This is a genomic window from Hydrogenobacter sp. T-8, from assembly GCF_011006175.1.
GTDB lineage: Bacteria > Aquificota > Aquificia > Aquificales > Aquificaceae > Pampinifervens > Pampinifervens florentissimum.
The window spans coordinates 460,590-478,819 of the sequence record NZ_CP048795.1 but is presented as its reverse complement, the minus strand read 5'-3'; the positions used below and the strand labels follow the sequence as shown (position 1 = coordinate 478,819).

The 18,230-nt window shown below is 45.0% G+C and carries 20 protein-coding genes; 12 read left to right on the top strand and 8 right to left on the bottom strand.

Features of this window, described 5'->3' with window-relative positions:
- The first annotated feature begins 20 nt into the window (after positions 1-20).
- From panD to G3M65_RS02730, 6 genes are read left to right on the top strand one after another with little or no spacing between them, the layout of a single operon-like run.
- Positions 21-419 carry an aspartate 1-decarboxylase gene (gene panD, locus G3M65_RS02755; RefSeq protein WP_173833068.1) on the top strand — a complete coding sequence of 133 codons (399 nt, stop codon included), beginning with the start codon at positions 21-23 and terminating at the stop codon, positions 417-419.
- Positions 409-1,011: a hypothetical protein gene (locus tag G3M65_RS02750; RefSeq protein WP_173833066.1), complete on the top strand. Its 603-nt coding sequence runs from the start codon at positions 409-411 to the stop codon at positions 1,009-1,011. The genes panD and G3M65_RS02750 overlap by 11 nt, the downstream gene beginning before the upstream one ends.
- Positions 1,008-1,949 (top strand): tRNA lysidine(34) synthetase TilS, encoded by a 942-nt coding sequence (gene tilS / locus G3M65_RS02745; RefSeq protein ID WP_173833064.1) that lies wholly within the window; start codon positions 1,008-1,010, stop codon positions 1,947-1,949. The genes G3M65_RS02750 and tilS overlap by 4 nt, the downstream gene beginning before the upstream one ends.
- The gene (ftsH, locus tag G3M65_RS02740; RefSeq protein ID WP_173833063.1) at positions 1,937-3,814 is read left to right on the top strand and encodes an ATP-dependent zinc metalloprotease FtsH; all 1,878 of its coding nucleotides are present in this window, start codon (positions 1,937-1,939) and stop codon (positions 3,812-3,814) included. The genes tilS and ftsH overlap by 13 nt, the downstream gene beginning before the upstream one ends.
- A complete protein-coding gene (leuC, locus tag G3M65_RS02735) occupies positions 3,814-5,103 on the top strand; it encodes a 3-isopropylmalate dehydratase large subunit (protein ID WP_173833061.1) in 1,290 nt (429 codons plus the stop codon). Before ftsH ends, leuC begins: the two co-directional genes overlap by 1 nt.
- On the top strand, positions 5,084-5,542 hold the full coding sequence (locus G3M65_RS02730; RefSeq protein WP_254426299.1) for a Mut7-C RNAse domain-containing protein: 459 nt from the start codon (positions 5,084-5,086) through the stop codon (positions 5,540-5,542). Before leuC ends, G3M65_RS02730 begins: the two co-directional genes overlap by 20 nt.
- On the opposite strand, the gene hemG is transcribed toward G3M65_RS02730, so the two are convergent.
- Genes hemG through thiS form a run of 3 tightly spaced genes read right to left on the bottom strand, consistent with a single transcriptional unit; the run spans position 5,516 to position 7,845 of the window.
- Complete coding sequence (gene hemG, locus G3M65_RS02725; protein ID WP_173833059.1) at positions 5,516-6,838, bottom strand: protoporphyrinogen oxidase; 1,323 nt, start codon at positions 6,836-6,838, stop codon at positions 5,516-5,518. The two genes, G3M65_RS02730 and hemG, sit on opposite strands and share 27 nt — an antisense overlap.
- On the bottom strand, positions 6,835-7,638 hold the full coding sequence (locus G3M65_RS02720) for a thiazole synthase (protein ID WP_173833057.1): 804 nt from the start codon (positions 7,636-7,638) through the stop codon (positions 6,835-6,837). The genes hemG and G3M65_RS02720 overlap by 4 nt, the downstream gene beginning before the upstream one ends.
- Positions 7,639-7,845, bottom strand: coding sequence for a sulfur carrier protein ThiS (gene thiS, locus G3M65_RS02715; RefSeq protein WP_173833055.1), 207 nt, complete (start codon positions 7,843-7,845; stop codon positions 7,639-7,641). It lies immediately after the preceding gene.
- A gap of 216 nt (positions 7,846-8,061) precedes the next feature.
- On the opposite strand from thiS, the gene G3M65_RS10570 reads away from it, so the two are divergent.
- The 4 genes from G3M65_RS10570 to G3M65_RS02700 are packed head-to-tail and all read left to right on the top strand — an operon-like array spanning position 8,062 to position 11,131.
- Complete coding sequence (locus G3M65_RS10570; protein WP_256370829.1) at positions 8,062-8,187, top strand: hypothetical protein; 126 nt, start codon at positions 8,062-8,064, stop codon at positions 8,185-8,187.
- A 12-nt stretch (positions 8,188-8,199) separates the two neighbouring features.
- Positions 8,200-8,637 (top strand): cytochrome c oxidase subunit II, encoded by a 438-nt coding sequence (locus tag G3M65_RS02710; protein WP_173833053.1) that lies wholly within the window; start codon positions 8,200-8,202, stop codon positions 8,635-8,637.
- Positions 8,638-8,649: 12 nt separating this feature from the next.
- The gene (locus G3M65_RS02705) at positions 8,650-10,395 is read left to right on the top strand and encodes a cbb3-type cytochrome c oxidase subunit I (RefSeq protein WP_173833051.1); all 1,746 of its coding nucleotides are present in this window, start codon (positions 8,650-8,652) and stop codon (positions 10,393-10,395) included.
- A 10-nt stretch (positions 10,396-10,405) separates the two neighbouring features.
- Positions 10,406-11,131 (top strand): SCO family protein, encoded by a 726-nt coding sequence (locus G3M65_RS02700; RefSeq protein WP_254426298.1) that lies wholly within the window; start codon positions 10,406-10,408, stop codon positions 11,129-11,131.
- On the opposite strand, the gene G3M65_RS02695 is transcribed toward G3M65_RS02700, so the two are convergent.
- From G3M65_RS02695 to G3M65_RS02680, 4 genes are read right to left on the bottom strand one after another with little or no spacing between them, the layout of a single operon-like run.
- Complete coding sequence (locus G3M65_RS02695) at positions 11,122-12,255, bottom strand: acetoin utilization protein AcuC (RefSeq protein ID WP_173833048.1); 1,134 nt, start codon at positions 12,253-12,255, stop codon at positions 11,122-11,124. The two genes, G3M65_RS02700 and G3M65_RS02695, sit on opposite strands and share 10 nt — an antisense overlap.
- A complete protein-coding gene (locus G3M65_RS02690; RefSeq protein WP_173833046.1) occupies positions 12,227-13,519 on the bottom strand; it encodes a PDC sensor domain-containing protein in 1,293 nt (430 codons plus the stop codon). The genes G3M65_RS02695 and G3M65_RS02690 overlap by 29 nt, the downstream gene beginning before the upstream one ends.
- The gene (locus tag G3M65_RS02685; RefSeq protein WP_173833045.1) at positions 13,516-15,021 is read right to left on the bottom strand and encodes a sodium-dependent transporter; all 1,506 of its coding nucleotides are present in this window, start codon (positions 15,019-15,021) and stop codon (positions 13,516-13,518) included. Before G3M65_RS02685 ends, G3M65_RS02690 begins: the two co-directional genes overlap by 4 nt.
- The gene (locus G3M65_RS02680; protein WP_173833043.1) at positions 15,018-16,181 is read right to left on the bottom strand and encodes an LL-diaminopimelate aminotransferase; all 1,164 of its coding nucleotides are present in this window, start codon (positions 16,179-16,181) and stop codon (positions 15,018-15,020) included. Before G3M65_RS02680 ends, G3M65_RS02685 begins: the two co-directional genes overlap by 4 nt.
- 242 nt (positions 16,182-16,423) lie before the next feature.
- On the opposite strand from G3M65_RS02680, the gene G3M65_RS02675 reads away from it, so the two are divergent.
- Positions 16,424-16,660 carry a hypothetical protein gene (locus G3M65_RS02675; protein ID WP_173833041.1) on the top strand — a complete coding sequence of 79 codons (237 nt, stop codon included), beginning with the start codon at positions 16,424-16,426 and terminating at the stop codon, positions 16,658-16,660.
- Between the two features lie 112 nt (positions 16,661-16,772).
- Positions 16,773-17,684, top strand: coding sequence for an RNA-guided endonuclease TnpB family protein (locus tag G3M65_RS02670; protein ID WP_173833040.1), 912 nt, complete (start codon positions 16,773-16,775; stop codon positions 17,682-17,684).
- Between the two features lie 70 nt (positions 17,685-17,754).
- Here the strand turns inward: G3M65_RS02670 and G3M65_RS02665 are convergent, their stop codons facing one another.
- Positions 17,755-18,177: a hypothetical protein gene (locus G3M65_RS02665; RefSeq protein WP_173833038.1), complete on the bottom strand. Its 423-nt coding sequence runs from the start codon at positions 18,175-18,177 to the stop codon at positions 17,755-17,757.
- Between the last annotated feature and the right edge of the window lie 53 nt (positions 18,178-18,230).

Sequence of the window (18,230 nt, the reverse complement as noted above, 5' to 3'; positions counted from 1 at the left end):
TCTGCTTACTGGAGGAAAGCATGAAAAGGTTTATGTTAAAGTCAAAGATTCATAGAGCAAGGATAACGGGTGCGGAGCTACACTATGAGGGTAGTCTTTCCCTTGACCTTGCCCTCATGGAGTCTGCGGACCTTTTGCCCTTTGAAAAGATAGAAATCTACAATGTGAGCAACGGTGCGCGCTTTTCCACCTATGTGATACCAGCACCAAGATACTCTGGTGAAGTAAGGTTAAACGGTGCCGCTGCGAGGTTGGGTGCAGTGGGCGATATCGTCATAATAGCCTCTTACGGTATCTTTGATAGGGGGGAGCTTGAAGGCTTTAGACCTTACCTTGTCTATGTGGATGAGAACAATCAGATAAGGGAAGTAAGAAGGGAGATGGTGATAGAGGGTGTGGGAAGCACCTATGATTGGTAAGGTTTTCAGAATATTTAGAGAGAAGGGCGGTGTGCTAAAAGCCCTTGACCTTTGGCAATGGTACGAATCCCTTGAACCAAAGGACCAAAAAAGAGTGAAGTATTACTTTTCCCTAAAGAGCATAAAGGATATGCGTTTCCCCTTTAGGGCAAAGCATTTTGACACGGGGGAAGTGATAAACCCAGGCTACACAAGGGCAACCCTTCTTGGCACTCTCGCACAGACCGCACTGCTGGACGGTAAATACGAGGATGCGGAGTGGCTATACCTGAGAGCCTTAGAGCTCAGCGAAAGCCCCTATGAGAAGCACCTTATACTCAACGACCTTCTCATGCTCTCGCAAAAGCTGAAGGACTTTGATAGGATGGAAAAGTATGCCCGCATGGATTTGGAGCTTTTTGAAGACTACAAGGAGGAGCTAAAGGAGAGAAATGGCGGAAGCCTGCCTCAGATAAACGCCTACGAACTCATGGTCTATCTCTTTGAGAGAAAAGGAGACAAGGCTTTGGCACTTGAGCTTCTGGAAAGGTTTCACAAGGAAGGCGTCCCCCATCCCTTCTACCAAGAGGTAAAGCAAAGGCTCACAGCATGAAATATCACAAGCTTTTGAGAAAGGTTGTTAAGCTCCAAAGGAAGAAGAAGCTCATACCAGAGGATACCTCCCTTCTTCTTGCCTTTTCTGGTGGCGTAGATTCTGTAGCCCTTGTCCTTTCTATGCTTGAGCTAAAGGATTTTCTAAAGCTCAAAAGGCTTGCCCTGGCTCACATAAACCATCAGCTCAGAGGAGATGAGTCTTATAGAGATGAAGCCTTTTGTGTGGAGTTTGCTAAGGAGAAGGGTCTTGAAGTGTTCGTGGAAAGGATAGAAGTTAAAGTAAATAGAGAAAACCTTGAGTCTAAGGCACGGGAGCTAAGATACAAAGCTCTTGAGGAGATAAGGCAAAGAGAAGGCTTTGACCTAATAGCAACCGCTCACCATCTTAATGACCTTGTGGAGACCGTTCTTCTTTGGCTTGTGCGTGGTGCGGGAAGAGAGGGGCTTTTAGGGTTTGAAGAGAAGAGTGACAATATAGTCAGACCGTTGTATTTAGCCACAAGAGAAGAGATAGAAGACTTTGTAAGGTCGAAGGGAGAATCTTGGGTAGAAGATTCTACCAATTACGACCTTAGATATGCGAGAAACCTTATAAGGCACAAGGTCATTCCAGAGCTAAAGAAGATAAACCCAAGGCTTGAGGAGAGTTTTCTAAGGCTTCAAGAGATTCTAAAAGAAGAAGAGAAACTCCTTGAAGACCTTACGCAAAAGGCTATTATGGAAGTTTTCAAAGAAGGTGAGCTTGACAGAAGAGCCTTTTTGAAATTGCCACAAGCCATAAAGAGACGCATAGTTTATCGCTTTTACGGTATAAGGAGTATGAAAGAGATAGACAGCATAATAAACAGTATAAAAAAGGGATATGCTCTTGAAAAGCCAGAGCACATGATTAATATTAAATCCTTAAGTGCGGAGGTAAAAGAATGCAGTGGATGAAGAGCATCTTTATATGGGTTGTTCTTTTGGGCTTTATGGTTCTCGCCTTTAACCTCTTTGAAAGTAATAGAAGCCAGACAGCGGTTAGAACACCAATAAACACGGTGCTTGAGCTTGCAGAAGAAGGCAAGCTAAAAGAGGTAAAGGTAAAGGATAATGTGCTTACTGGAATAACTACAGAGGGTCAAAAGATAGAGACGGGCATACCACCGGGCTCAGACTTGGTTAACAAGCTCATAGAGAAGGGCGTAAGGGTAGAGGTGGCTGTCCAAGAAAGCAACTGGCTTGTACCCTTCCTTATCTCATGGCTTCCCATACTGCTCTTTATAGGCATATGGATATACATGATGAGGCAGGTAAGCGGTGGAGGAAACCCCACCTCAAGGGCTTTCAGCTTTGGAAAAAGCAGGGCAAAGGTCTACATAGACGAAAAGCCCAAGGTAACCCTTGAAAACGTGGCAGGCATGGAAGAGGTAAAGGAGGAGGTAAAGGAGATAATAGAATATCTCAAAGACCCTGTGAAGTTCCAAAAGCTGGGTGGAAGACCGCCAAAGGGTGTGCTCTTTTACGGTGAGCCGGGTGTAGGTAAGACCCTTCTGGCAAAGGCAATAGCGGGCGAAGCCCATGTACCTTTCATATCAGTTTCTGGCTCTGACTTTGTGGAGATGTTCGTGGGCGTGGGAGCGGCCCGGGTGAGGGACCTCTTTGATACCGCCAAAAAGCACGCACCCTGCATCATATTCATTGACGAGATAGATGCGGTAGGTCGCTCAAGGGGTGCTATAAACCTTGGTGGCGGACACGATGAGAGGGAGCAGACCCTCAACCAGCTTTTGGTGGAAATGGACGGCTTTGATACCTCAGAGGGTATTATTGTTATAGCTGCTACCAACAGACCGGACATCCTTGACCCTGCCCTTCTGAGACCAGGCAGGTTTGATCGTCAGATATACATTCCAAGACCAGATGTGAGAGGAAGGTATGAAATACTAAAGGTGCACGCAAAGGACAAAAAGCTGGCTCCCAACGTGGACCTTGAGATAGTGGCAAGGGCAACGCCTGGCTTTACTGGTGCGGACCTTGAGAACATCCTCAACGAAGCAGCCCTCCTTGCAGCAAGAAAGGGCAAGGAAGCCATAGAGATGCAGGACATAGAAGAAGCCATAGATAGGATAACCATGGGCTTAGAGAGGAAGGGCATGGTTATATCTCCCAAGGAAAAGGAGAAGATAGCCTACCATGAGATGGGACACGCCATAATGAGCCTTATGGTGCCCGGCTCTGACGCTCTTCACAAGGTATCCATCATCCCAAGGGGTATGGCTCTGGGGGTCACCCAACAGCTACCCATAGACGACAAGCACATGTACGATAGGCAAGACTTGTATGGCAGAATACTTACTCTCATGGGTGGTCGTGCTGCGGAGGAAGTCTTTTATGGCAAAGAGGGCATAACCACCGGTGCAGAGAACGACCTCCAGAGGGCAACAGAGCTTGCCTACAGGATGGTTTCCATGTGGGGCATGAGCGAGCGTGTGGGACCGCTTGCGGTCAGGAGGACTGTCAACCCCTTCCTTGGTGGTATGACCACCTCTGTAGACATAAGCGAAGACCTCAGGAGAGAGATAGACGAAGAGGTGAAGGAGATACTTATAAGGGCTTATGAAGACACCAGGAAGGTGGTTATGGAACACAGGGAAGCCATACAGGCGGTGGTGAAAAGGCTCTTGGAGAAGGAGACCATGTCCTGTGAGGAGGTGGTGGAGATACTAAAACTACATGGGGTTGAGGTAAAGAACGAGTGCAAAAAGGAAGAATTTAAGATGGAAGGAGAAAAGAAAAAACTTGAGCAGGAGGTAGCGTAATGGGTATGACCATAACGGAGAAGATACTGGCAGACCACGCCGGCAGGAAGGAGGTCTATCCCGGTGAGCTTATAACGGTAAAGATAGACCTCGCCATGGCAAACGATGTGACCGCACCCCTTGCCATAAAGATACTGGAAAAGTATGGCATAGAGAAGGTCTTTGACCCAGAAAAGATAGCCCTTGTGCTTTCTCATTTTGTTCCTGCAAAGGACATAAAGTCCGCAGAGCAAGCAAAACTGGTGCGAGACTTTGCAAGAAAACACAACATTAAATGGTTCTTCCAAGAGGGCGAGGGCATAGAGCATACCATCCTGCCAGAGCAGGGCATTGTGGTTCCCGGAGACTTGGTGGTGGGTGCGGACTCTCATACATGCACCTATGGAGGTATAGGTGCCTTTGCTACAGGCATGGGTTCTACGGACATAGCCTACGCTATGGCAACGGGAGAGACCTGGCTAAAAGTTCCACCCACCATGAAGTTTATCTTCTACGGAAAGCTCCAGCCTTGGGTTTCTGGCAAAGACCTTATCCTGCATACTATCGGTCATATAGGCGTGGATGGTGCTTTATACAAGGCTATGGAATTTGACGGCGAAGCTATAAGAAACCTTTCTGTGGAGCAGAGGCTAACCATAGCAAATATGGCTATAGAGGCGGGTGGCAAGAGCGGAATTATAGCACCCGATGAAAAGACTATAGAGTATGTCTCTCAAAGAGCTAAAAAGCCATGGAAGGTATACCAGAGCGACCCAGATGCACAGTATGAAGTGGTTTACGAGTGGGATGCGAGCAGAATAGAACCTCTTGTGGCTTGGCCATACCTGCCCTCTAACGTGCATCCTGTGTCTGAGTCCACGCATATAAGCATAGACCAAGCCTTCATAGGCTCTTGCACCAACGGAAGAATAGAAGACCTAAGGATTGCAGCAAAGATACTAAAAGGTAAAAAAGTCCATCCTTATGTAAGATGCATCGTCATTCCTGCGTCAAAGCAGGTCTACATGCAGGCTCTAAAGGAAGGGCTTATAGACATATTCCTATCTGCGGGATGTTCTGTCTCTGTTTCCACATGCGGTCCCTGTCTTGGTGGTCATATGGGTATACTTGCGGAGGGTGAGCGATGCATATCCACATCTAACAGAAACTTCCCCGGTAGGATGGGGCATCCAAAGAGCGAGGCCTATCTGGCAAACCCTGCAGTGGTGGCTGCGAGTGCGGTGCTCGGCAGAATAGCTCACCCAGAGGAGGTGGTCAAAAAAGAAGAACTTGAAGAGGTTTTTGCTTGAGGCAGACCTTCATAAAATTGCTCACTGGCTCAGGCTTCTGGGCCAGGATGCCTTACTTCTCAAAGGACCCATAGGCAAAGCGGATATAATCAAGCATCCTGATAGGGTTTTTATAACCACATCAAGGAAGTTGGAGCCACACTTCAGAGCTTGGGGCATAGAATACCTTATAATTCCCAAAGAAGATTGGAAGGTTCAACTCTGCCTTCTGATTAGATACTTTAACATAGAGCCTTCTTTGAAGCTAAACAGATGCTATTACTGCAACACCCAGTTGGTGGGAGTAAGCAGGGAGGAGGTAAAAGACAGAATACCGCCCATGGTTTACCTTTATGGAGAGGACTTTACCCTATGCCCTCAGTGCGGTAAGGTTTATTGGAAGGGTTCGCACCACCCAAAGCTAAGAAGAACTCTAAGAAGGGTACTTGCCTCCTGTTAGGTAATCTTCTACTCTTTGGGCTACTTGGTAGCTTGACCTTATGCAGTCCGCTACTGAGACTCCTGTGAGATAGTTGCCCGTCAGGAAAAGCCCGGGATTTTCTCCTTCCAAGGTCTTTGCCAGCTCCATGTATCTTCCATACCCCAGCGTATACTGGGGAATAGCCTTCTTCCAGCGGGTAAGGTGGAGAACATCCACCTTGTCCATATTGAGGGTCTCCTTTAGCTCTCTCTCCGCTATGCTTACAATGGCTTCATCTTCGTAGTCCACAAGCTCTGGGTCTGTAGCTCCACCCATGTAGATGGTCAAAAGCTCCTTGCCTTCTGGAGACCTGCCTTTGAATATTTGAGAGGAGAACAAAACTCCGAGAATTCTCTTACCTTCTACCCTTGGCACAAGAAAGCCAAAGCCAGGAGGGATTGAACCAGACCTTACGCTCACGTGTAGGACTATAATCGGTGCGTAATATATATTGTCAAACTCCTCTGACGCACTCCATGATATATCTCTTATAAGATAGCCTGCGGAGGTAGCAGGAGCGGAGACCACGACAGCCTTTGCTTCATACTTACCCTTTTTAGCATCAAGCACAAAGTAGTTTTCCTTTCTTCTTATTTTGAGAACCACGTTTTCCGTATCCACCTTTAGCTCAGAGGAAAGCCTGTCTATTAATGTGTGGTTTCCACCCTCAAAGGATATAAGCCTACCACCAGGACCCAAAGACTTCAGCTTTATAGCTCCTTTTATAAGGCTTCCAAATTTTTGCTCAAGCTCGTAGACCCTTCTGACTGCGTATTTTACAGAGAGCCTTTCTGGGTCTCCTGCGTAAACACCAGACACAAAGGGGGCAACTATGTAGTCAAGGAACTCTTTGCCAAGCCTTCTACGGACAAATTCTCCTATGCTTTCCTCTGTCTTTACTGAAGGTGGGACAAAGGGCTCTCTCAAAACCCTTAGCTTGGCACTTAAGGACAAAAGGGGAGACTTGAAAAAACTAACGGGAGACATGGGAAGGGGTATTAGTTTACCTTTTTTGTAAACATACCTTATTTTGGAGCTCTCCTCCGCATATTGGGGGCTTATGCCTACTTTCCTTAAAAACTCCTCTACTTTTGCATCCGCCAATACTGTTTGAGGACCAAGCTCAAGTATGTATCCATTTTTTCTTACAGTCTGTATGTTGCCACCGGGTAGCTCTTCCTTTTCAAAGACATGAACACTAAAGCCTTTGCTTTTAAGATGAAAGGCTACAGAAAGACCCGATATGCCTGCACCAACTACCGCAACATCTATCATGTTTTGTAGGGCACTCCCTTAAGGGGGGAGGAAGGCACTGCATAGGTTCTCTTTGGCATTCTACCCGCAAGGTATGAGAGCCTTCCTGCAATAACCGCATACTTCATAGCTACCGCCATCTTTATGGGGTCTTTTGCTTCTGCGAGGGCTGTATTGGTAAGAATTGCGTCCACACCAAGCTCCATCACCGGTGGAATGTCCGCAGCACTGCCGATACCCGCATCCACTATAACAGGCACGGAAACAGCTTCCTTTATGAAGATAAGGTTATAAGGATTTTGCATGCCAAGACCCGAGCCTATGGGTGCTGCAAGGGGCATTACCGCTGCACAGCCTACATCCTCAAACTTCTTGGCATACACAGGGTCGTCAAAGATATAGGGCAGAACTACAAAGCCTTCCTTTACAAGGAACTTCGCCGCCTTTAGGGTCTCTTCCATATCTGGTAGGAGGGTCTTTTGGTCGCCTATTACCTCCAGCTTTATCCAGTTTATGCCAGTTGCTTCCCTTGCCAGCATGGCGGTCTTTATGGCTTCTTCCGCAGTGTAGCATCCAGCGGTGTTTGGCAGTATCTGGTATTTCTGTGGGTCTATGTAATCAAGGAGGTTTTCCTTACTACGGTCAGTGATGTTGACCCTACGGACCGCCACGGTGATAATCTCCGCACCAGACGCTTCAAGAACTTCCTTGTTTTCTTGAAAGCTCTTAAACTTTCCAGAGCCTATGATAAGCCTTGAGCGAAAACGCCTGCCTGCAATTTCAAGGTAGTCCTCCTCCAAAAGCCTCTCATAGTCCAACATCTATCCACCTCCTACGATGTTTACTATTTCAACCCTGTCTCCCTCCTTGAGCTTATATTCTTCGTATTTGCTCTTTGGCACTATCTCTTCGTTTACCGCCACTGCAAGACCTACTGGTCTTATCTCTATGCGGTTTTTCTCTAAAAGAGCAAGTAGACTTATATCCTCTTCCACCTCCAATAGCTTACCGTTAACTATGATCCTCATGGAATTATTAAATATAGACCTTGTCTCTGTTTTGCAAGATGTATAAGTATATCGGCATATTCTTAATTACTTATTTCAGATTAATAAACCATAAAAGGTGAAAAGAAGAAATTGAATAAATCTTTCTTTTAATAAAACTTGACAAAACAGAAGACTTCGCATATACTTATAAGTGAGCTTTATTGCATTATAAAAAATACTTATAGGAGGTATGCCATGAAGGACGAGCACTTCTTTCCCAAAGGGGCAGTAGCCTTCTTTCTCTTCATGTTGGGCTTTTACGCCCTTGTATGGCTGTCCACATACTTTACCATGCTGGTAAGGGGTCAGACACAACCATAAGGAGGTGTAGCCATGGATAAGGCGGAAAAGACAGCCCTTGTGCTTGCGGTGGGTTTTCTTGGTTTCTTTGCAAGTTTGCTGGTCTACGCAGCAAAGGTTCTCAACATCGATGTTCCCACATGCATAACCGATGTAAAACCCTTTACAGAAGGGAAGGTAATCCAGCACGCTCCCAACAGATACGAGATTCACTATCTTGCTAAAATGTGGTATTTTGAGCCAGCGGATGTGGAAATACCAGCAGGTTCTGTAGTGGATATTTACCTAACCAGCGGTGATGTTATACATGGCTTTCAGATTGACGGGACAAACGTTAACCTAATGGCGATTCCAGGAACTGTTGCCTATGCGAGGTATAAGTTCGACAAGCCGGGCGTTTATCACATAGTCTGCCATGAATACTGTGGTATAGGACATCAAGACATGGCTACAAAAATAGTTGTTAAGTAAAGGAGGTTTGCCATGAAGGTGGATAAAACAATAAGAAACATCATAGTGGCGGAAATAGTTTTTCCCATCTTGTTCCTTGTTTTTGGTATATACCACGGTCTTATGCAGGTGCTTTACAGGGCTGGGGTTATAAAAGACATGTCAGTGGGTGGCATAGAATACTATCAGGGGCTTACTCTACACGGTGTCATAAACGCTATAGTCTTTACCACCATAATCATAGTTGCCCTTGGAAATATCGTATTTCTCTATTATCTGAAGAAGCCTCTTAGACCTGCTGTGCAATGGCTAAGCCTTATTCTCATGTTTGGTGGCACGCTTATGGCAGCTTGGGCTATGTTCACTGGTAAAGCAAATGTGCTTTATACCTTCTATCCTCCCCTTATAGCCCATTGGAGCTTTTATCTTGGTGCTGCACTACTGATAATAGGTTCTATAGTTCCTCTTTTCTTTGACTGGCTACCCAATTACATCTTATGGAAAAGAGAGAACCCTGGTCAAAAGGTCCCTTTTGCAGTTTACGGCATGCTAATAAACCACATCATGTGGGTAATAATGGTGGTGCCAGTGGTTATTGAAGTTCTCTTCCAACTCCTTCCTCTTTCCCTTGGTCTTGTTCAGGAAATAAATCCATCTCTTGCCAGAACCCTCTTCTGGGCGTTTGGACACCCAGTAGTTTACTTCTGGCTTCTGCCAGCTTATGTAATGCTTTACACAGTCCTTCCAAAGATAGTCACAGGTGATGGCAAACTCTATTCTGATGGTGCTGCGAGGTTTGTGTTTATACTCTTCCTTATCTTTTCCTTCCCTGTAGGTCTTCACCACCAGTTTACAGAACCCGGAATAACCAACAATTACAAACTTATACATGCCCTTTTCACCTTCGGTGTGGCTGTTCCAAGCATGATAACCGCCTTTACTGTTGCTGCATCTCTTGAATACTCCATAAAATCTAAATACCCAGAAGTTAGAAACTCCCTTTTCTATTGGTGGACAAAAATACCCTACATAAGCCTTGAGGGTAATAAGTGGCTTGTTTCTTACTTCATGGCGGGTCTTTTCCTTTTCTTTGTTGGAGGTATAACGGGCATAGTAAACGCTTCTTACAACATGAACCAAGTTGTCCACAACACTTCTTTTGTGCCGGGCCACTTTCATACTACCGTTGGCGGTCTTGTGACGCTCGTTTTCCTCGGTATGTCCCTTTTCTTCCTTTCTCAGCTTACTGGAAAAGAGATAAGGTTCAAAGGCCTTGCGGTGTTAGCTCCATGGCTCTGGTGGCAGGGTATGCTTATATTTGAATATGCCATGTCTATTGCAGGCTTTCATGGGTTTCCAAGAAGAACAAACACAGGCATATCTTATTTAAACCCAGAATCACCCATTTACCGACCAGAATGGGTAGGTTATGCGGAACTTTCCGTGTTTGCAGGGGTGCTTATAGTGGTTGGCTTTATCTTCTGGGCGGTTTCCTTTTTTGGAACATTGCTATCTCCAGCTACTAAGGAGGCGGAGCTTGAAGTTCCCACTGCGGAGCCGTATCATGATGAGAAGATGCCAGCACTTCAGAAACTTACCCCTTGGGTTGTTTTCAGCTCCTTGCTCTTTCTCGTGTCTTACATACCAGCACTATACGACGTTACAAAGAGGGGTGTATTCTTTGATTCCCCTGGCTATAACGATAAAAGCCCAGCACCTATAACAAAACCTCAGTCCGCAAAGGATGAAAAGAAGGAAATGGCAGAGGTTATTAAATGAGGGTTCCGTCGTGCGCCATTTGTCTGGAGGGCTTTTAGCCCTCCTCCTTTTTTTTATTACCGCCTTTTCCCAGGAGGGTTCAACGGGAATACCTCCTAACGAAGGTAAAACCCTTGGCAGAGAGCTTCCAGATGTTCTTCTGGTAGACTCTAAAGGAAGAGAGTTTAACCTTCACAGCCTAAAGGGGAAGCCCGTAGTCCTGAGCCCCATCTACACACACTGCAACTCCGCCTGTCCCATAATAACGGACTCCCTAAAAAAGGTAATTCCTTTCCTTGGAAAGCCAGGGCAAGACTTTTGGGTTCTCTCCTTTACCTTTGACCCATCTGACGGACAAGAGGACATTAGAGCCTTTCAGGAGAAATATGGTCTTGACGGTGAAGGCTGGAAGGTGGTTAGGGCAAAGACAAAAGAGGACCTTTTTAGGCTCGTGGATGCTATAGACTTTAGGTTTATGTCCATTCCTGAGACGAAGGATTTTGTTCATCCTAACCTTGTGGTGTTTGTGTCTCCAGATATGAAGATTAAAAAGTATGTGTATGGTGTGGTCTTTGATAAAAAGGAGATGGCTAAGGCTCTACAATATTCCTTAGGTGCCAAAAACTTCTTGGAAGATTTCAAAAGTTTTCTTTTCTTCCTTGGGCTCGTGGGATTGGCTTTTAGCGGTCTTTACCTTGTGATAACCAGTGCAAAGATCCTTCACAAGAGGGAAGCACAGAAGAATTTTCATTCATAATAGGTTATAGCCTCTTTAACAACCCTTTTCACCTCCTCTCTAACACTTCCTTCTCTTGGCATATCTAAAAGCAGTTCATACATATAGCTCCTATCTACCTCATCGTCAAACTCTTCAAAGTCTACAGAAAGCAAAAGTTCCCTTGCCTTTTGGTTTAGGCTTTTGGGTATGTCCCTTCCCGACATTCTACACCATAGAAGAGACCAAGCTCTTGCGAGTGCAATAGGATGATAGCCTCCACCTCCAAGATATATACCCTCTCCAAGGATATCTCTTATTAGGTCAAAAGCCTTAAGAAAGCCCCAGTTGGAAAGCTCAAACTTAGAAAGGTAATCCTCACTTAGAACATCGGTGCCAAGTTGGAGGATATATACCTCTGGCTTAAAAAGGTCTGCCAATTTTGGCAATAGCTTTTCAAGAACAAACAGAAACTCCCTGTCATTGAGCCCTTTTGGTAGTGGTATGTTGAGATTGTAGCCTTTACCTCTTCCAAAGCCTCGCTCATGGATAAAGCCTCTCTTGAAGGGAAAGGCATACTCAGGAGACTGATGCAGGGACAAGACAAACACCCGGTCATCCTCGTAGAAAAAGTCTTGCACTCCGTCGCAGTGGTGTGCATCAAGGTCTATGTATAGGATTCTCTTATAACCCTTTGAAAGGAGATACTGGAGGGCTACGCCAGGGTCGTTTATAAAACAAAAGCCGTTTGCTCTTGAGGGATAAGCGTGGTGCATACCACCCGCAGGATTAAAGGTGGTAAAACCCTCAAGAAACAGCTCCACCGCCTGCACGGAAGAACCAGTGGCAAGCAGAGAACCCCTCCACATGGCTGGAGACACTGGGTTCTCATAGGTGCCTATGTTAAACCTCTCTCTATGCTCTCTCTTTACACACTGACAGTGGTCGCACTCTTCAAGGGCTCTGAGATACTCTTCCTCATGGAAAAGCTTCAACTCCTTCCACTGGGCTGGTCTGCTTTCTACAAGCTCCGCCTCTGTGAGGAGACCCATAGCCTTTAAAAGTTCAAGCAGGAGAGAAACCCTTGGTATTCTAAGAGGATGGTTCTTGGTGTATCTTAGGTTTCTGTATGCGTAGCTACCTATCAGCCTTGAGCTCTTCCGCATAACCCTTTACCAATTTATGCACCTCTCGGTAGTTTATGTCCCCTGCAAGCACATAGCTCTTTTCCCCATAGCTGAACTTTTTTGAGACGGTTATGCAAAAGTCGTCGGTTGCCTGTGATATGTATATGTTGGAGATGTATACATCTTCGTAACCTGCCCTTTTAAAGTATTCCTTTTCTGACCTGTCTGCCCCCTTTTTGCCGGTCTTTACCGTGTAGGTGAGCCTTGGGTTTACCACGTTGTTAGAAACCTGAAGACCGCTCTCTCCTATTATGTAGAAAAGCTCAAAGTAAGGATATTTCTTAAAGAAGTCATACAGAACAAACTCCCAGAGGTCTCTGTCTGTCTTCTTTAGGCTTTCCACTATACTTTCAAAATCTTGTTTTATTCTGTTTCTTATGTGATGTATAAGCTCTCTCCTTTCATATTCACACAAAACCACTGAAGGTTTTTCTTCGTGAAATATAAAGCAAGATGCATCATGGACATCTTCCATTCTCTTCTTTAACTCTGAGCTTAGCCTGAAAAAATCCTCAAAATTTTTCAAATCCTTCATGGGTATACAATAACCGAGGAGATAAACAGGTTTTGCATCCGCATAAAGCAAGGAAAATTCTCTCTGAAATTCTCTGTATAGATCCATTATCTCTCCCTCTTTTAGCTTTACCTTAGAAAGGGCATAGACTTCATTCTCTTCGTAAGAGAGGCTCACATCTCCTTGTATACTGTTTTTTACATCTTCATACAGGACTCTTTGAAGGCTTTCACCCTTTGAAGACCCATATTCTTCCACAAACTCTCTCAGACCCTTTATGTAAAAGCAGTAAAAGTAATACTCCTGACCAAAAAGAGACCTTATCTTCTGGAACATGGGAACTGTAGCCTCTTTAAAAAGGCTTGCATGGTATAGAACCACATGGTAGAAAAGGATACCCATGTATGAACCCTTCTTGTCCACAAGCAGGATAGGTGATTTATAGGTGTTAAAAAAGTCCAAAAGGGATGTTAGGTGTTCTGGCTTTAGAGTTGCATTCCTCAGCTTCATCAGAGGATGGGCAAGGTCTCCCACCGTTAAGTATTCTCTATGTTGAGCCTTGATAAGGTCGAGCTTGCTCACTATGCCTATAGGTCTGTTATCCATTACCACAACCAGGAAGTCATAAATACCATACTCTTCAAAGGCTTTTAAAGCCTCTCTTATACCAAGATTGTATTCTATCCTTGGAATACCTGTAGCAAGTTGAGCAAGCTGGATCTCTTTCATATATGCGGTCCAGAAAGGTATCTTCTTCTGCTTTCTATGGCAATAAAGGCGAACAGGACAAGGGTGGAGATTATAAACATTCGTGCAATAACTACATCCACACCACCCTGAGATAGCACCTTGGGTGCTTGCACTACCCCCCACTGGTAGAGGAGTATTACCAAAAATATGGAAGATACTATGGCAAAGAAATATACCAAGGACTTGGGAACTTTTATGAAAACATCCCTTGTGAGCTCGTGATGAAACCTATTAACTCCAAATATCCACACAAAAACTATTATCTCTATGAGGGCAAAGAACACAAGCATAAAGGTTCCAGCCCAAAAGTCCACCTCATCTATAAACCCAGGAAGAAAGGCAGAAAGAAAAGCACCAGCGGAAACCATAAGCATAGAGACATTTACCGCCTTTTTGTGAGACCATCTCATCTCATCTTCAAAGAGTGCTATTAGAGGTTGTATGAGAGCAAGGCTTGATGTTAGTGCTGCGATAAAAAGCAGGAAAAACCATACCGCAGACAAAAGCCAGCTCAAAGGCAGAGCCATAAGAACCGCAGGCATAGACATAAAGCCCAGCCTAAAGGTGCCTTCCTTTGCGAGCTCTGGCACCGCCACAGCCCCGAACATAGCAAAGGCCGCTGGGATTGCTATGCTGGCACCTATGACCACCTCAACAAACTCATTAAGACCTGCAGTCCAAAGACCAGCCTTTAGAACATCTTCCCTTGCCTTTACATAGCTGGCGTAAGTGGCAATAGCACCCATTCCGAGAGAAAGGGTAAAGAATATCTGCCCCGATGCCTCAAGCCAAACCTGAGGGTCATATATCCTGCTAAAATCGGGAGTGTATATGAAAAGCAGACCCTCTAAGCCTTTACCACCTCTTATGGAAAGAGAGACTATGGCAAGGAAAATACCCATGAGTAAAAGTGCGGGAATGCCTACCTTTGCGGTAAGCTCAATACCCTTTACCACACCCCTTTGGAGTATATACCAGTTAACCGCAAGGGTAATAGTAAGAAAGAATATAGCCAAGTATGAGGGTTCTGTGTAGCCTTTAAAGAAGTCCACGTAGGGTTGCATGGCGGTTTTGGGGTCGGTGCTATCCACAGGATGTGGCAGTTGTCCAAAAAGAGAAAGCACTGCAAAACCCAGCGTCCAAGACTCAATGTATATGTAGTAGCACACTATGAGAAAGGGTATTGCTACACCTATGGAACCCAACACCCTCGCCCAGTTGGCATGATGGAAAAGAGAACCCATAATGCCAGTCATAGAGCCATGCCCCTTTGAACCCGCATACCTACCGATAACCCACTCCAGTATCATCAAAGGTATGCCGAGGAGGAAAAGAGCCACAAAGTAGGGAACCATAAAGGCACCACCGCCGTAGAGAGCTACCTTAGATGGAAACCTAAGGAGATTTCCAAGACCTATAGCATTCCCCGCTGCGGCGAATATGAGACCTATCTTAGAAGCCCATACTTCCCTTTTCCTCATAGCTTAAGCCCTTTTATCCTTTCCACAGCCTCAAGAAGTCTTTGAGTAGGCACAGTGAGGGAAATCCTAAAGTATCCTTCTCCATACTCTCCAAAGCCATTCCCAGGAGTGCATACAATTCCACACTCATCAAGAAGCCTTGACACAAACTCCGCAGAGGTATAGCCCTCAGGCACCTTTACCCACAGGTAAAAGGTAGCATCAGAAGGATAGACCCTTAGCCCCACTTCCTCAAGGGCTTTTACCATAGCAGACCTTCTTTCCTTGTAGGTATTCCTTATTTTCTGTAGTTCTTCTTCTGGCAGGCTCAAAGCTTTGATACCAGCCTCTTGTATTGCCTGAAACTGTCCCGAGTCCACGTTTGTCTTTACCTTTCCAAGACCTGCAATAAGTTTTTCGTTTCCCACCGCCATACCAAGACGCCAGCCTGTCATATTAAAGGTCTTGGAAAAGGAATGAAACTCTATGGCTACCTCCTTTGCACCCTCTATCTGTAGGATGGACATGGGTTTTTCATTGCCAAAGTATATCTCCGAGTAGGCAAGGTCAGAAGCAACAATTATGTTATTCTCCCTTGCCCACTCTATGAGCTCCTTGTAGAAGCTTTCAGTTGCGGTAGCAGAGGTTGGGTTGTTAGGATAGTTTACCCAGATAATTTTTGCCCTCTTTAACACATCCTTTGGAACACTTTTAAAGTCTGGAAGAAAGCCGTTTTCTTCTTTAAGTGGCAAAATATAAGGCTCACCGCCTGCAAAAAGCGTGCCTATCTTGTATACAGGATAAGCGGGGTCTGGACACAGCACCACATCTCCAGGGTTTACAAAAGCTAAAGGAAAGTGAGCTATGCCTTCCTTTGAACCTATAAGGGCGACCACTTCCTTTTGGGGGTCCAGCTCCACCCCAAAGCGTCTCTTATACCAATCCGCTACCGCTTGACGGAAAGAAAGCATGCCTTCGTAGGAAGGATATCTATGATGCTCTGGCTTTTCTACAGCCCTTTGCATAGCTTCCACTATAGGCTTAGGAGTGGGTATGTCTGGGTCTCCTACTCCAAGGTCTATAATATCTACACCCTGAGCGAGCTTTTCCCTCTTTTTCTGGTCAATCTGAGCAAAAAGGTAGGGAGGCAAAGCTTTTATTCTCTGAGCGTATTCAACCATTTTGCACCTCCTGAGTTTAAGCAGGAATATTATATAATAGGGGAACAAAATGCTTCCTGCAGTAGAAAGAAAAGCCACAAAAAAAGTAGAAGTAAGCTTCAGAGAGCTATACTCCCTTCCTTCTACAACCTACGGGCTTTTTGGTCTTAGCGACTAGTTTTTTGAAAATATTGACATTTGTGTGCAAGAATGGTAATGTATATCCTCAAAAAGCTTAAGACACAAAAGCTATAATATTCCCTATGTATAGGGCTATTCAAGTCCAAAAACACTTAAACTGCCCCCTCTCAGAAAGGTTCAAGTCCACTATCCAATACCATGTGGTAGTCCCTACACTGGAAAGTTTTATTGGCAATCTCCAAGAAAGGTTCAAAGAGATAGTCCTTAGCTCAACACTTCCTGAAAAGACAAAAAGAGTTCTCCTTTATCTCAACTCCAGAAAGGAGTGGCTTATTCCAAAAAGCCCTGTGGATAGATAAAGACAGAAAAAAGTATGAGTATGAGATAGAGACAGAGGAAAGACTGCTTGCCAAAAAGGTTTTCAAGCATATTCTCAAAAGCTGGAAAAAGCCAAGTTTTAGAAGTGTTTCTATGCTTTTAGACAGTAAATGTGCCTTACTGGAAAAGCCAAAGAAAGCCAAAGCCTTTGACCTATGGATAAGGCTATCTACACATGAAAGGAGAAAGCCCATATACTTGCCTGTAGGACTTCATGAATACTTCAAAGAAAGAGGTGGAAAGCTAACAAGCATGGTTCAGATATCTGAGGATGGCACATTAAGACTTGTGAAGGAGATAGAAAGAAAAGACATAGTTTTCAGTGGAGATATAGCCCTTGACTTTGGGATGGAGTGTCTTTTTGTTTCAGACAGAGGAGACCTCTTTGGTAGAGGCTTTTATCTCAGGGTAAAAGAGTATGCAGATAGAATAGACAGGATACAGAGGGAGATGCAAAGAGCAGGTAAAAAGCCAACAGAAAGCAAGAGGTATGTAAGACTTCAAAGCAAGCTAAGTGGATATGTGAAGAGTGAAGTCAGAAGGATAATAAACAGGGTGATATACCTATACAAGCCACAAAGACTTGTGCTTGAAGACCTTAGAGGATTTTTGCAAAGGGTAATAAACAACTTTCCAAAATCAGTAAAGAGGGTGCTTATAAGGTTCGGGCTTGGGGAGATAAGGAGGAAGTTAAGAGACATAAGCGAGGAATATGGCATAGAGGTAGTGTATATAAATCCTGCCTATAGTTCACAAGCATGTAGCAACTGTGGATATGTGGACAAAGACAACAGAAGGACAAGGAGTGAGTTTGAGTGCAAGCTATGTGGCAAAAGACTTCATGCGGATGTGAACGCAAGCAGGAACCTGCTTAGCCGTGCTAAGTGGAGCTTGCATTTACGTCGTATGGAGCAAGCCCTTATCAAGCAGGTAGAATTATTCTCACGAAACCTGTTTGATGAGCGGCATAAGTGTCTTTGGAGTAAGGCTACTCCTGTTGATTGAAAGAAATCCATACTTTCAGTCAGTCCCTAAACCTGAGGTGTGGATAAGTGTCCCTAATAGGGATATTTGTCTATGCCGAGGGATACTCCCAGCCGGAAGAACCCCAGCTATTCCAGGAAGAGCTACCGCTGTCCCAGTCATTGGAGGAGCTCCACCAACTGTCGTTGCTTGAGTTCCAATGGTCGTTAAAGACATGATACATAGGGCATGATGGGTCCCACATGGCACTGGAAATATCACAGTCATCGTGGCTGTCCCATCTTCTTGTGGTATTGTAGTCAAAGGATGAGTGGCTGTCCCACATTCCCCTGTTTTCATCTTCAAGAAGGCTGTGGGAGTGTAAAGGGCTTGCTTGGTCTGGGCTTATGTCTTCCCACTGCTCTGAGAGGTTAGAAGTTCCAGGGTGCACGTTAGAAGAGAAGGCTTCGTCGTTGGCATCTTTTATCTTCCAGAGGAGAAAGAGGACTGCCAGCAGTAAAAGTATCCATTCCATAGCTCACCTCCTATCTCTAAGAGTTTGGAAAGGCTTCATCGTTGGATTTTTTA